The organism is Rummeliibacillus sp. G93, assembly GCF_023515935.1.
Taxonomy (GTDB): domain Bacteria; phylum Bacillota; class Bacilli; order Bacillales_A; family Planococcaceae; genus Rummeliibacillus; species Rummeliibacillus stabekisii.
Map to the genome: position 1 here is coordinate 429,205 of NZ_CP097314.1, position 13,467 is coordinate 442,671.

Genomic DNA, 13,467 nt, shown 5'->3' on the forward strand with positions numbered 1-13,467 from the left:
AGTGGGACTTCTGAAAGAAAGTTAATGGTAAAAAGTATATTTAGCACAGTAACATTCTAAGCTTCTATCTAAGGGAGGTTTCTCTCGTCCTTCTAAATTTGATATTATTCTTGAGGTCACTATGTTAAATCTTAATGGCTATAAAAGTATCTTACAAGGAAAATCATAATACTTTAATGAAAAGAGCGAAATTTTACTATACTGCTTTGTTTCTATTGGAGTAGATTTGTTTGAATTCATATTAAAAAGTCCTTTTATTATGTTTTTTTTCTCCATTCAAACTATTAAAGTGAAGCCATAGTTTTTCAGTGGAAATAATATAAAAAGCCAACAAAATTGTTGGCTTTTCAAGGGTATTAATCTTCGTCCTCATCATTTTGATTATCATCATCGTCTGCTTGGGAATCATCGTGATCTAATGATTGTTTTTCAAATTCTACTTCTTTGCCATTTAAAAATTCTACTTCGGCTTCCATATCATATGAACCTTCCAAGTGTAACTCTGTTTCAATAATTGATTGCATTTCTTCTTCTGTTAACTCCGTGGCTGCTTCAAATTTCTTTACTAAGGCTTCAACCGTCGCTTTTGTAATGAATTTCTTACTTACTTTTATTTTGGCATGGCCTTTTTTATATTCATACTCAGCCTCGAAGTCATCATCATCAGTCTCAATTTCTAGTTCGAATTCATGAACTTTTTTTGAGTATTCTACGCCATGCTTGTCTACTTCAGCACCGTCTTTAATTTTATCATGATCAGAATCTGGATTGCTGGGATCCGTCCTAAGCTCTACTTCAGCTCTATTGCTTAATTTGTCACCATCCGCATCTTCCAACCCATCGTTTACATGATTTTTATCAGTGTCTGCAGATAAAGGGTTTAAGTGAAGCTGGTATTCCACTATATTTGGAAGACCATCCTTATCTTTGTCTTGTGAAGCGATATTTTTACCTGTTAGCTTATACTTCTTTTCCCATTTATCAGCGATCTTATTTTTATTTTTGTCATGAGTTTGTGTTTTCTTCCCATGGCTTTTTTCTGAATGTTCTTTTGCATTTGCTACAGTCATTCCCTGTGACAGTAGCAATGTTGCTGCTAGTCCTACACTCCATGCTTTCTTCATGTTTATCATATACATTCTCCTTTTATAGATAATTCGGTAACTGGCTGGCTTAGTGGAAACCACCTTAGCCCCTATAGCTTTGCGCAACTATATTTCTATAGTGTTGCCTTGTCGTTGTCTATCTTTATACAGAAGAAACAGCAACAATTATTTATAAATATAATGAGTTTTTTGTATGTTGAATAGGTTAATAAGGCCTATTCTTAGAAATATTTTTTGAATATTGAGTTTACACTGCGATTAGCCTCATTTTTATTGTATAGAGATCATGCAGCATCAGTAGTAGTGTACTCTCTATACTTATATAAAAAAATAAACCTCCACATCAAATCGAAGTGGAGGTTGCAGATTATATTAGGGATGACATTTATCTTAAAAGACAATACCAATAATAATGGCCGATAATACACTTACGAGTGTAGCGCCATATAATAGTTTTAAGCCAAATCGTGCAACAACATTGCCTTGTTTTTCATTCAAGCCTTTTACAGCACCTACAATTGTGCCAATAGAACCGAAGTTCGCAAAAGAAATAAGGAATACAGAAACAATGGCTGTTGTGCGCTCGCTTAAATGGTCTTTCACTTTAACAAAATCCAGCATTGCAACAAATTCATTGGCTACAAGTTTTGTGGCCATAATGCTTCCGGCCTTAACTGCTTCATGCCAGGGTATACCCATTAAAAAGGCAATAGGGGCAAAAACATAACCTAAAATCGCTTGAAAACTCATGCCGAATATACCGCTGAAAATACCATTAATTAAGGCAATTAACCCAACAAATCCAACTAGCATGACACCAACTACTATAGCAACTTTAAAACCATCCATGATGTATTCGCCTAGCATTTCAAAAAATGTCTGCTTTTCGCCATCTTGAATATGGATAATATCTTCTTCTGGTGTTACTTCATAAGGGTTAATAATAGATGCAACAATAAAACCGCCAAATAAGTTTAAAACCAATGCTGCAACTACATAGCGAGGTTCTAGCATTGTCATATATGAACCGACAATTGACATAGACACCGTTGACATGGCAGAAGCACATAGTGTGTAGAGCCGGTGTTTAGGCAAAAAGCCAATTTGGTTTTTGACCGAGATAAATACCTCATTCTGTCCTACGATGGCAGCTGCCACTGCATTGTAAGATTCTAGCTTTCCCATACCATTGATCTTGCTTAAAATCAGACCGATATATTTGATGATGAAGGGGAGTATCTTATAGTATTGCAATATCCCGATGATCGCTGACATAAAAACAATGGGCATTAAAACGAATAGGAAGAATGTATGGGCTCCTTCGTTTGCCATTCCTCCAAAAACAAAATTAATTCCTTCCTCAGCATAGCCAAGCAGTTTCGAAAAGCTGTTTGCAAATCCTTTAATCAGAAATTCCCCAATGCTTGTCTTAAGTAAAAGAAATCCTAAAATGATCTGCAAAGCCACCATGACAATGATTGGACGATATTTAATCTTCTTCTTATTATTACTTGCAGCCCATCCTAGCAATAGAACTAAAAATAGCCCTACTATTGATATTAAATAATGCATTCTTTTCCCTCCTTATATAGTTAAACTGTGCGAATTTAAAAGATTAGCTTAGTGAATTCGTCTCCACTTTAAAGTTTGTTCTAAGATAATCGCTAAAAGGCTTCCGCAAATTAATCCATTATTTAAAACAGCAATAATAATGGGCGATAGTTCGCTAAGTGCAGATGTTGGGATGAGCATTAAACCAATGCCAACCAGAAGAGAAATACCGCTAATAAAAGCTGTATATTCTTCATCTATCACCTTTTTTAACTCCTTCAAAGAGATGCCGAACATTTTTACAAAAATAACAAATGTGACGGAATAGCCTATAGGTGTAGGTATACTTGCTATAAGGCCCATAATGGGCGGCAATAAAGAAATGCTTACGACAATACTGCAGCCAATGATGAATGCAGCCCGATCTTTCATTCCTGTTTGTTCAACATAGCCCGCCGCACCTGAAATAGGAACCGAGCCAACTGCCCCCAAACAGCCGCACATTAATTGTGTTATACCTGCTACCAATCCAGCACGATTGTAACGATTATCGCTCTTTGAAACTGGAGAATTTACAACACTCTCCATCAAACGTATCGATGCAATAGCATTGGTGATTAGTAAAAGTGTTAATAATAAAGCTGTGGTGATGGTTCCGCTATCAAAGGTAGGCTGTCCGAACGGAAAAAGCTCAGGAAGCCTAATAATTTCGGTCTTATTAATCGTTATAGATACCTTGGTAAAGGCCAAAAATAGAACCCAGCCAATCATTATACTAAGAATAATTGAATATTGTTTGAGTATAGAGAAACGGCTATTGCCGAAAACAAATGTAAGAAAAACGACAATGACACACAACAATAATACTTTGCCATCCAATGCTGGATGGGTAGATGAAATGCCCAACATTCCTTTCATAAATGAGCCGCTCAATTGAAAGATAAGTAAAAACATATAAACAAAAGTAATAGTTGGGGTAAATAAACGGGCAACTTTATCCAGTAGCTTAAATATTGAAAGAATAATAAATACAAAGCCGCTGATGACCATTCCTCCGCATAATGCCTGCAAGGCGGCAATGTGTGAAGTGTACAAAACGCCAACTAAGCTTGCATAAATGGTGAATATGCTCCACCATAATCCAGCTGGCCCTTCATGGATGGGCAGCTTATGGCCAACAAGGGCTTGCAATAGGCCTGCTATTCCTAAAGCAATGATTGTATTTTGAATTAATCCTGATGTTTCGGCCGCTGTTAAATTATATAAATCTGCAATTGCAATTGGAGCTGCAATCGCACCAGCAACCATAAAGATCATCCACTGCAATCCAGATAATATAATCTTCATATTTTCACTCGATTCTTGTAATATTGCTTCTATCTAGTCATCTACTAATCTTCGATAATAGTATTAAGGGCAACTTCAACCATTTCATGGAAAGAACTTTCGCTTTCTTCATGTGTTAAGAACTCACCAGTTAATAATTGGCTCCCTACAGTCAAAATAGATAATGCCTTTACACCATACTTAGCAGCCAATGTATAAAGAGCTGTGCTTTCCATTTCAACTGCCAAAACGCCAAACTCCATAAACTTATGAAGTCTATCTAATGTTTCACGGTAGAACTCATCAGAGTTGTAAATATTTCCGACGAAAACATTTACCCCTTTGCTTTGCGCATGTTGATATGCCTTCATTAGTAAATGAAAGTCTGCGGTTGGAGCAAAATTGCTTCCGTAAAAAATTTTCTCTGTCAAATTACTGTCTGAAGAAGCTGATTGTGCAATTACAATGTCACGAACCTGAATCTCCTTTTGCATAGCGCCACAAGATCCTATGCGCACTAATTTATTCACACCATAATCATTGATCAATTCAGTACCATAAATACTCATGGATGGATTTCCCATCCCCGTACCCTGGACTGAAATTGGAGTTCCTTTATACGTGCCTGTATAACCATACATTCCTCTTACCTCACTATAGCAATAGGCATTCTCCAAAAAGTTCTCAGCCACAAACCTTGCTCGTAATGGATCTCCAGGAAGTAATACACGTTCTGCTATTTCTCCTTTTTGCGCACCCAAATGTCTACTCATATCTATTCCTCCAATAAATCTAATTTTTTATATAAACTCTAGTAAACGCTTCCATTTTTAATTAAAAAAGCTCAAAGTGATTCCAAAACGAACTTGGAACTACTTTGAGCATAAGGCTTTTAACTTTTTGAAACTAGATAAGAATTTTACTATGAATACAGAAAAAATTTGACCAAATTATCGTAGCAACTCTTTTCTTATATTCTCTAAGTCTCTTTTAGAAGGAATGGTGGATATGGTTACAACAGGTACAGCCTCTAAAGAAACAGGCAAGTTGCTAATGACAAAGTCGATATGATGCTGTTGTACCATCTCATCCGTCAATTCTTTCATTATAGATGTATCGATTATTAATTGGTCGCCAATTTCTTTTTTTATTAAATTGGCAATATAGTGCCGAATCGAAAATTCCTCTCCCATTATAAGAAAAGCCTTTTTACTTTTGTAACGTAAACTTGAACGGACAAGCAAGGTCAATTTTGTTAAATGGTAATCATTATATAAAATGGATGGATGTGAAGCTTGCCACTTCTTCATGCAATGATCCAATTCTTGATAAATCTGTTGACACTCTTTCTGAACATACATGGTTAAAACGCTTTTTGTCACGGCCATCCAGCCAGGAATGGCATTATCAATTAAAAGCTTCTCAAAGAACTTATATATTTCTAACTGGAAGTGTTCTTTTTCTTCTATATGCACATAGTAATCTGTCAATAGCGAGATTAACTCATTGCCCATATGGAATTCACGCTTATTTCTATATAATTCTATCTCTTTTATGGGGGTCATTTCAGAGCCTTCATAGTAATGATATTGACTAAGGTTAAACTGTGATTGCATAAAATACACTTCGTTCTTTGGGATTTCGACTAGGAGTTTTTCTTCCATTTTTTCTGCTAATTCTTTTACCGGGATATGAAAGGAGCCTTCTTCCCAGGGATAATTATCTTCTTCAATAGTCACAAATTCACCTTTTGCCGCTCTCTGCAAAATGATAGCTACTAAAAAGGTTAGTCGCCGTTTAGAATTAATAAAGTAAACTATATTTTGCTGACTTTCTAAGCTTGTTATAAGCTGTTGAATATATTCAAAGCTGATATTCTGAAAAGGCCACCCTGTGAATTTATATGCATTTTCATATAACTTCCAATAAAAATATCGGATATTTAATTCATTCCCTTTTACCCTTGGAGCCGAATAGGTAATCTGCAGTTTATATGGCTTTAAATCATTATTATTTAATTGCACAATTAACTTTTTTAATGATGAAGCACTCATAAATAAAAGCTCGGCAATTTCTTCTAAAGAGTGCTTGGCGCCGCTTGTAAACAATATATTCATTAATCTGTAATAGATGGTTTGCCGGAAAATACTAGAGATGACTTCACTGATAGTCTTGCTTTGGCCATCACGTTGAAGATAAATCCCTTTTCCTCTCGATACAAGGATCGAAATATCAGATGGCATCTGCTTATTTAAACGTTCTGTTATTTTTCGAATTGTTTTATCAGAGCTTCCTAACTCCTTTTTAACCTCTGTTAAAGTAAACCATCTTTCCTCCGAATCAAGTAAAAGCAATAATTGGCGTGCTGCTATGTAATCTTTATCCAACTTCCCATCCCTTTCCAGTCAATCGATTGGCTTGTTTAGAAATCTTGATATTTTTAATTATAACAACAGATGCAAGGATCAAGTGATTAATAAGGAGTACAATGAGATAAGCTTTAAAGAAGGGAAATATAAATAACTTAGAGCAGGTGGCAGGTATGAACAGTTACATAAAACAACTGGTTGAATTATATAACCAACATAAGGATGAAGAATACGCGAACTGGTCGCAAAATTATTTGCGCAATCAGTTTCAATTTTTAGGAATTCGAACACCTATCCGCAGAAAGCTGACGAAACAATTTTTGAACGAACATGGTGTCCCCTCAAAAGAAAATCTAAAAGAGGTCATTTTAACATTATGGGAGCTTCCCGAAAGAGAGTATCAAAAGGCGGCGCTCGATATACTAGAGAAGGTAAAAAAGGAACTTACGCCTGAGGATATGCCGTGGCTATGTTCTTTGTTGGTGACGAAATCATGGTGGGATACGGTGGATGTACTTTCGCCCCATAGAATGGGGTATTTGTTTACAGCTTATCCACAGTTGATTTCTTCGTATGCAGATGAGTGGATTTTAGACGACAATATATGGTTACAAAGATCAGCATTACTGTACCAGCTTCGGTATAGGGAACAAACAGACGAAGACCGCCTATTTCACTATATTCGTACAAGAGCCGACAGCAATGAATTCTTTATTCAAAAAGCGATAGGATGGATCTTGAGAGAATATGGGAAGACGAACCCTGATGCAGTAAAGGAGTTCGTAGGAACAAATCAATTAAAACCGCTTAGTAAACGTGAGGCCTTGAAAAGACTCTAGAGAAGATAAAGAAAAGTCCCCAAACACCGTTTTGGGTCTTTTTTTAATGTTATAATATCGCTAGAATTCCAAATAGGAGGCTAAAATGAAAACTTTTGGTAAACGTAATTACGATTTAAATTATTGGAAAAGAACTGGAGCATATGCTGTTATTCAAAATGACCAACAACAATTCTTATGTGTCGAAGATTTGGATGGGAATTTATTTTTAGTTGGTGGATGGATTGAAATAGATGAATCGCCTGAAGTTGCATTATTAAGAGAGAGCATTGAGGAAACAGGTCATGAAATTCGAATCGTTGAGCAGATGGGTAAAGCTGAAAGACATTGGGTTTCAGCAAAATATCCTCGCGACTCTCAACACAATATCGGAATATTATACACTTGTAAACTATTAGAAAAGATAGCTGAACCAGTTGAAAAAGAAAAAATGCGCTGGGTTGATTTCAATTATTTAGAAAAGCATCTTTTCCATGAACATCATTTATACTTATTAAAACAGTATTTAAATATTTCATAATTTCACCTTAAAGCCAAGAATGATAAAAAAGTAAACTTACGAAGAAATGAGTGCTCCAATGAATATAGAAAAAGTTAAATTAATGTATGACAAAATAAACGTGGATAATAATCTTATAGCAATAGTGGCATGTGTGTTTTGGGCAATTGTTTTAGTGGCTATATTAGTTGAATTTGTAAAAACGAAAAAGACAGCCGCAACTATTGTAGGGAATGCAATTTCAATAGTAATTGTAATGGCGATTTTGATAACTCTAACAATGAATATTGTACAATCCAGAGATGCCATTACAGAGCCAGAGTGGAAAGTGAATTATTTAAAACCATATTTACAAACTAAATCAGTTACTAATATAGAATTAGAACATATTGAACAAGTTTTAAATAAGCCTAATCATTTAACGAATAGTGTTTTTGTTGAAGAAAAGAACGTCAAAAATTATTTTAAATTAACTTTTAAAAATAAAAAAAGTATTTATATATCAGCAAAAGTAAAAATGAGTAAGACAAATCAAAGCTATATGACCTTTAAAAAAATAAGTGCTGATATATCTCAGAAATATAATCAAAACACATACTTTGATCCGGTAATTTATGTTCAGAAGGGTTATATACCAGTTCATGAATAGGGGATGACTGGGAATGGATTCAGACAATAAGAAAAGAGCAGCATTAGCTGCTCTTTTTTATTGCTATCATACGTCTAATAAAGGCTATAACAAAAAATAAAGCGATGAAAAATAACAGAGTAAAAGTTATATCAAAATAATTAATGTGCATTTAACATTCTCTCTTTTCCATACTATTTTTTCTGAGCGAAGCATTAAGATAAATCAAAACAAATGCGGTTATAATAAACTCTGAGAATCGTACTCTTAGTTCGTTGTTTTGTATATTTACTGTACACTAAAAATTTACAATTTGCAACTTAAAAGGATATATTATCTACTGTTATGAACGGATGAAAATTGTTCTGTTTACACAATGTGTTGTAAGGTAATAAAGAGTTACAATAAGAAGGAATATAAAGATGAAGGGAGTACGCAGATGAAAACTTTTTTGAGATCCATCTATTCGGTTATTTTATTTGGAGCAGGGGTCCTGCATTTCGTCCATGAACCCGGTTTCCGCAGGATCGTACCGAAAATCCTCCCATTCCGTCGAGCTATTGTATTAGTGACAGGCGTGTTTGAGATTATCTTTTCAGTATTGCTTTGGGTGAAAAAAGGTCAAGCCATTACAAGTAAATTGTTAGCCTTCTTTATGGTGGCCGTTTTTCCGGCAAATGTGTATATGACAATAAAGAAAATATCATTCAAGCCAGGTCAAAAAGCAAATCCTTTAATCCTATGGCTTCGTCTGCCACTACAAATCCCTTTGATTATGGGAGCTCTAAAGCTTGGAAAAAGAGAAAATTAAAGTTGAGAAGAACACATCTGTCGAAGCGTATGTGGTATTGTAGGCTTCAAACAAAACAAAAAACCGTATTCAAGAGTTGACCTCTGAATACGGTATTTCTATGGAAAATTAGTTAAGGCTAACTAATCAATCGTATATTACATTTTTTCCTTCTTCACTTAATTTTTTTAAAGATGTGATCATATGATTTATTTCTTCATCGGAATGCCTTTCCCATGAACCTAATTTGGCTACAATTTTCAAAGGAGATTTGGACCTATAAGAACGTGTAGGGTTTCCCGGGAATCTTTTGTCAGTTAAGTTCGGATCATTCTCAAAATCACCTAATGGTTCTACAATATAGATTCTCTCTTTTGAATTAGTTCTGGCTAATTCAGCACCCCATTTAGCTGCGTTTAATGTGGCAGTAAAATAGATATAGTTAGATTTTTTATCCTGATAATTGGATAAGTATAATGGTTCAAGCAGTTCTCCTATTTTCAGATTTGCTTTCGTACCGTGAAAGAAAGGCCCAGGATCTAAGGTATTCGTTTGGTTATTCATATAGCCACTCTCCTTATTTGTAGACTTTCGTATTACAGTATAAAGCAGGATCAGAGCGAAAAAACAGTCTATAAATAATATTTAGATTGGGTTATAATGTAAGTAGAGGCAAGAGGTTAATGACATTATTTTTAACCAAGCTGATTATTTCAATTTAGAATTATATAACAAACTTAGACAGAAACCTTATTCTTCTTGAAGAGTAAGATTTTTTTATAGTGTAGAGGAGTTATTTTCTTTTCTATTCTTTCAATTATTAATACGTATGTGGTAAGAAACCAGTCTTTTAATAGGCTGGTTTTTTTTAGACAAACCGTTCATTTGAAGGAGAACCATTCTTACTTGGAGAAGAAACTACTACTGGATATAAATAAAAAACGGTCCTATAAAAGCAGATAATGACAGGTTTTATGGCCATGAAATTAGTATTCTTAATTCAAGGAGGTGCGATATGGAGTGGATTGATTCTTTACAGAGGGCAATAAACTTTATAGAAGAACATTTGTTAGAGGAAATGACAATCGACGATATAGCAAAGGAGGCACAAGCATCCGTCTTTCACTTTCAACGAACATTCAATATTTTAACTGATAGTACCGTTGGAGAGTATATAAGACGAAGACGGTTAACCTTAGCTGCGCAGGAACTCTCTAATACGAAAAATAAAGTTATTGATATTGCCTTTAAATATGGTTATGAAACTCCTGAATCGTTTACCAAAGCATTTCGAAGGCAGCACGGGATAACACCTAGAGAAGCGCGGTTTAATAAAGGGATGCTTAATTCTTATAACCGCCTGGTCATCCAGGTGAGTCTGAAAGGGGCAGAGCCGATGAAGTATAAAATTGTTGAAAGAGAAAGTTTTCAGGTAGTAGGGATAAAAAGAGAGTTTTCAACTGTGAATGATGAGAACCTTAAAGGGATACCTAAATTGTGGGATCAAGTGAATAAAGACGGTACGGACGATCTTTTATTTAGCTTGAACAATGGAAAAATTAATGGAGTTCTTGGTGTATGTGCTGCTACAACGGAAAGCAAAAGTGATTTATTTGATTATTGGATAGCTACAGAATATGCTGGTACAACACCTGAAGGTTTGGAAACACTTGATATTCCCGCTACTAGATGGGCAGTTTTTGAGGTTCACGGACCCATGCCAGATGCTATGCAACGAGTGTGGAAGCAGATTTTTCAAGAGTGGTTTCCCTCAAATTCATATGAACACGCGGGTACCCCAGAATTAGAAGTATATTCAGATGAGGACCCTTCGAGTGAGGATTTATATTCTGAGATATGGATTCCTTTGAAGCAAAAGGCGAATTAAAAACCAATTATTTAGAGTGAAAACCAGTCTTAATAGGCTGGTTTTTTATGTGTTTAAAGGATTTACGGCTTGCCCACAATGATGGCGGCTAAAGAAAAAAGGAGCAATCCTACTATCATCACAGTAGGTTGCTCCTTATAAATTATATAGTTTGCATTTGTCATAGAAGGTGGTTTTGCTAATTTGCAGCAACTTGGCGGCTTCTTGTTTATTTCCTTTTGTAACAGCTAACGCGCGGCGAATCGCCGACATTTCAGCCTGAGCGACTGTATCTTTTAAGGGGCTTAAAGGAATAGTAGTCTGACCTTCAAATGGAGTGTCTTTTGGATCCTCTGCTACATCCTGTAAATATAAAGGCAGGTGAAACAGCTCAATGGTTTTCCCGTCGAGTACATTGATGGCACGTTCTAAAACGTTCTCCAGTTCACGAATATTGCCAGGCCACATATGGCTTTGCAGCCTTTGGATGACTTCCGGTGAAAGAGATAGATCCTCACGGTAAAATTTCTTCGCTAGCTTTTCTAATAAATGCAGACTAATTATCGGAATATCAGCTTTCCGTTTGTGTAGAGGGGGAATGTCGATCTTAATGACATTTAATCGGTAATATAAATCTTGTCGAAACTTTCCCTCTTGCACCATTTTTTCTAAATTCCGATGTGTGGCGGCGATGACACGAACATCGATTGGGATGGATTGCTGGCTACCGATGGGCTGTACTTCTTTTTCTTGCAGAACTCTTAGTAGCTTGCTTTGCATAGAAAGGGGCATGTCACCGATTTCATCCAGAAAAATTGTCCCTAGGTTTGCGTTTTGAAATTGTCCTTTTTTGCCGCCTTTTTTAGCTCCGGTAAAGGCGCCTTCCTCATAGCCGAATAGCTCAGATTCCAATAAATGATCAGGAATAGAGGCGCAATTAATGGGGACGAAAGGAAATGATGCACGAGGGCTGCCCGAGTGAATGGCATGCGCAAATAATTCCTTTCCCGTGCCCGATTCACCCAACAGCAAAACAGACGATTGGCTTCCAGCTACTCTTTCCGCCAGTTTTTTTGCAGCTATGAAGTCTGTGCTACTCCCGATTAAATCATCAAAGGTGTATTTGCTTTTCAATTCTTTTTCGAACCGAGTTTTATAATAGGCGAGCTCATCGACCAGTGACTGAATCTTTCGCTGATATTTCTGCCATTCCTCTGGATTGCTGAACATCACTGTGCCTAGGGCTCCGACCAATTCGCCATCTATAATTAGAGGGAAACGGTTCGCGATCATTTCGCTGCCATTAATCGATTGGACTGCAGCCAGTTCTGCACGGCCGGTCTCTGCCACGATATGCATACGAGTATTTTCAATCACATCTTCAATATGCCTGCCAATCGCCCAATCAACAGTGGTTCCAATAAAATCGCAATAAGCCGTATTAATATAGAGAATGATTCCTTGGCGATTGACTAAAACAATTCGCTCTGCTGCTAGATTGATAATCTTTTCAAGCCAGTTAAAGGGAATATTTTGAAATCCGTTCATCATGTGCCTCCCTTTTTAATATCTAATAACTCTATTATAGCAAAAGAATATTAAAATATTTAAAATTTAAAAAACTTCATACAGTGCTATAAAGTAATAAACCGCATGAAAGGGAGTATCTTCATGCGGTAATAGGCTCTCTTATTGAACAGTATAGCCACCGTCAAGAACCACTGCTTGCCCGGTAACACCCTTTGCTTTATCGCTGGCTAAGAAGACAGCGTAATCCGCTATTTCTTCTACAGTGAGCAGTCTTTTTTGAGGAATGAATGGGAAGAGTACGTCTTCCATCACTTTATCCAGCTCGACACCGCGAGTTGCCGCTAGGTCTGAAAGTTGATTACGTACTAATGGCGTATCTACATAGCCCGGACATAGAGCATTTACAGTAATACCTTGCTCTGCTCCTTCTAATGCAGCTACTTTGGTTAATCCGATGACACCGTGCTTTGCACTATTATAGGCAGCTTTTCCTGCAAAACCAATCAGTCCGTTGATGGAAGCCATATTAATGACTCTGCCAAATCCTTGTTGTTTCATAATAGGAAATACATGCTTGATTCCCACAAACGGCGCTGTAAGCATGACATCGATCATTTGCTTGAATTTCGCTGTTGGAAAGTCTTCGATATTTGATACATGTTGCAGGCCTGCATTGTTAATTAAGATATCTATCCGTCCAAAGGCTTGATAGGTTTTTTCAATGCTTTTTGCAAATGCCTCTTCATCACTTACATCACATGGAGCGGCAATCGCCTCAAATCCTTGTTCTTTCAACTCATTGACTACTGTGATTGTCGCGTCTTCCTTCAAATCAGAAATCGCTACTTTTGCACCTTCCTTGGCAAAAACTTTCGCAATTTCAAGGCCGATGCCGCTTGCTGCTCCCGTAATCAAAGCTGTTTTTCCTTCTAATAACATTCCCATGTTCGTTCCCTCCGTTT

The 13,467-nt window shown here is 36.4% G+C and carries 13 protein-coding genes and 1 riboswitch; of the genes, 5 read left to right on the forward strand and 8 right to left on the reverse strand.

The window, feature by feature from the left end; translation table 11 throughout:
- Positions 1–356 precede the first annotated feature (356 nt).
- From M2M59_RS02130 to M2M59_RS02150, 5 genes are all read right to left on the reverse strand, one after another.
- Positions 357–1,133 carry a hypothetical protein gene (locus M2M59_RS02130; RefSeq protein ID WP_249775325.1) on the reverse strand — a complete coding sequence of 259 codons (777 nt, stop codon included), beginning with the start codon at positions 1,131–1,133 and terminating at the stop codon, positions 357–359.
- 23 nt (positions 1,134–1,156) lie between these two features.
- Positions 1,157–1,242, reverse strand: a riboswitch (cyclic di-GMP riboswitch).
- 254 nt (positions 1,243–1,496) lie between these two features.
- Positions 1,497–2,678, reverse strand: a complete 1,182-nt coding sequence (locus tag M2M59_RS02135) for a NupC/NupG family nucleoside CNT transporter (RefSeq protein WP_249775326.1) — start codon at positions 2,676–2,678, stop codon at positions 1,497–1,499.
- A 48-nt stretch (positions 2,679–2,726) separates the two neighbouring features.
- A complete protein-coding gene (locus M2M59_RS02140; RefSeq protein WP_249775327.1) occupies positions 2,727–4,004 on the reverse strand; it encodes a purine/pyrimidine permease in 1,278 nt (425 codons plus the stop codon).
- A 44-nt stretch (positions 4,005–4,048) separates the two neighbouring features.
- The gene (gene deoD, locus M2M59_RS02145; protein ID WP_066784006.1) at positions 4,049–4,756 is read right to left on the reverse strand and encodes a purine-nucleoside phosphorylase; all 708 of its coding nucleotides are present in this window, start codon (positions 4,754–4,756) and stop codon (positions 4,049–4,051) included.
- A 177-nt stretch (positions 4,757–4,933) separates the two neighbouring features.
- Complete coding sequence (locus M2M59_RS02150; protein ID WP_249775328.1) at positions 4,934–6,370, reverse strand: AcpB/EbpR/MafR family transcriptional regulator; 1,437 nt, start codon at positions 6,368–6,370, stop codon at positions 4,934–4,936.
- Between the two features lie 155 nt (positions 6,371–6,525).
- Between M2M59_RS02150 and M2M59_RS02155 the strand changes: the two genes are divergently transcribed.
- The 4 genes from M2M59_RS02155 to M2M59_RS02170 all read left to right on the forward strand — a co-directional run bounded on the left by M2M59_RS02155 (position 6,526) and on the right by M2M59_RS02170 (position 9,129).
- Positions 6,526–7,191, forward strand: coding sequence for a DNA alkylation repair protein (locus M2M59_RS02155; RefSeq protein WP_249775329.1), 666 nt, complete (start codon positions 6,526–6,528; stop codon positions 7,189–7,191).
- A gap of 85 nt (positions 7,192–7,276) precedes the next feature.
- On the forward strand, positions 7,277–7,711 hold the full coding sequence (locus M2M59_RS02160; protein WP_249775330.1) for an NUDIX domain-containing protein: 435 nt from the start codon (positions 7,277–7,279) through the stop codon (positions 7,709–7,711).
- 58 nt (positions 7,712–7,769) lie between these two features.
- Positions 7,770–8,339, forward strand: coding sequence for a hypothetical protein (locus M2M59_RS02165; RefSeq protein ID WP_249775331.1), 570 nt, complete (start codon positions 7,770–7,772; stop codon positions 8,337–8,339).
- A 418-nt stretch (positions 8,340–8,757) separates the two neighbouring features.
- A complete protein-coding gene (locus tag M2M59_RS02170; protein ID WP_249775332.1) occupies positions 8,758–9,129 on the forward strand; it encodes a DoxX family protein in 372 nt (123 codons plus the stop codon).
- 126 nt (positions 9,130–9,255) lie between these two features.
- On the opposite strand, the gene arr is transcribed toward M2M59_RS02170, so the two are convergent.
- Positions 9,256–9,672 carry an NAD(+)--rifampin ADP-ribosyltransferase gene (gene arr, locus M2M59_RS02175; RefSeq protein ID WP_249775333.1) on the reverse strand — a complete coding sequence of 139 codons (417 nt, stop codon included), beginning with the start codon at positions 9,670–9,672 and terminating at the stop codon, positions 9,256–9,258.
- A gap of 451 nt (positions 9,673–10,123) precedes the next feature.
- Between arr and M2M59_RS02180 the strand changes: the two genes are divergently transcribed.
- A complete protein-coding gene (locus M2M59_RS02180; protein WP_249775334.1) occupies positions 10,124–10,996 on the forward strand; it encodes an AraC family transcriptional regulator in 873 nt (290 codons plus the stop codon).
- Between the two features lie 135 nt (positions 10,997–11,131).
- Here the strand turns inward: M2M59_RS02180 and M2M59_RS02185 are convergent, their stop codons facing one another.
- Positions 11,132–12,523 (reverse strand): sigma-54 interaction domain-containing protein, encoded by a 1,392-nt coding sequence (locus M2M59_RS02185; protein WP_249775335.1) that lies wholly within the window; start codon positions 12,521–12,523, stop codon positions 11,132–11,134.
- A 141-nt stretch (positions 12,524–12,664) separates the two neighbouring features.
- The gene (locus M2M59_RS02190) at positions 12,665–13,450 is read right to left on the reverse strand and encodes a 3-hydroxybutyrate dehydrogenase (RefSeq protein ID WP_249775336.1); all 786 of its coding nucleotides are present in this window, start codon (positions 13,448–13,450) and stop codon (positions 12,665–12,667) included.
- Positions 13,451–13,467 lie beyond the last annotated feature (17 nt).

Coding starts and splice junctions, on each gene's coding strand:
- M2M59_RS02130 (WP_249775325.1), bottom strand. CDS start 1,133: ATGATAAACATGAAGAAAGCATGGAGTGTAGGACTAGCAGCAACATTG.
- M2M59_RS02135 (WP_249775326.1), bottom strand. CDS start 2,678: ATGCATTATTTAATATCAATAGTAGGGCTATTTTTAGTTCTATTGCTA.
- M2M59_RS02140 (WP_249775327.1), bottom strand. CDS start 4,004: ATGAAGATTATATTATCTGGATTGCAGTGGATGATCTTTATGGTTGCT.
- deoD (WP_066784006.1), bottom strand. CDS start 4,756: ATGAGTAGACATTTGGGTGCGCAAAAAGGAGAAATAGCAGAACGTGTA.
- M2M59_RS02155 (WP_249775329.1), top strand. CDS start 6,526: ATGAACAGTTACATAAAACAACTGGTTGAATTATATAACCAACATAAG.
- M2M59_RS02160 (WP_249775330.1), top strand. CDS start 7,277: ATGAAAACTTTTGGTAAACGTAATTACGATTTAAATTATTGGAAAAGA.
- M2M59_RS02165 (WP_249775331.1), top strand. CDS start 7,770: ATGAATATAGAAAAAGTTAAATTAATGTATGACAAAATAAACGTGGAT.
- M2M59_RS02170 (WP_249775332.1), top strand. CDS start 8,758: ATGAAAACTTTTTTGAGATCCATCTATTCGGTTATTTTATTTGGAGCA.
- arr (WP_249775333.1), bottom strand. CDS start 9,672: ATGAATAACCAAACGAATACCTTAGATCCTGGGCCTTTCTTTCACGGT.
- M2M59_RS02180 (WP_249775334.1), top strand. CDS start 10,124: ATGGAGTGGATTGATTCTTTACAGAGGGCAATAAACTTTATAGAAGAA.
- M2M59_RS02185 (WP_249775335.1), bottom strand. CDS start 12,523: ATGAACGGATTTCAAAATATTCCCTTTAACTGGCTTGAAAAGATTATC.
- M2M59_RS02190 (WP_249775336.1), bottom strand. CDS start 13,450: ATGGGAATGTTATTAGAAGGAAAAACAGCTTTGATTACGGGAGCAGCA.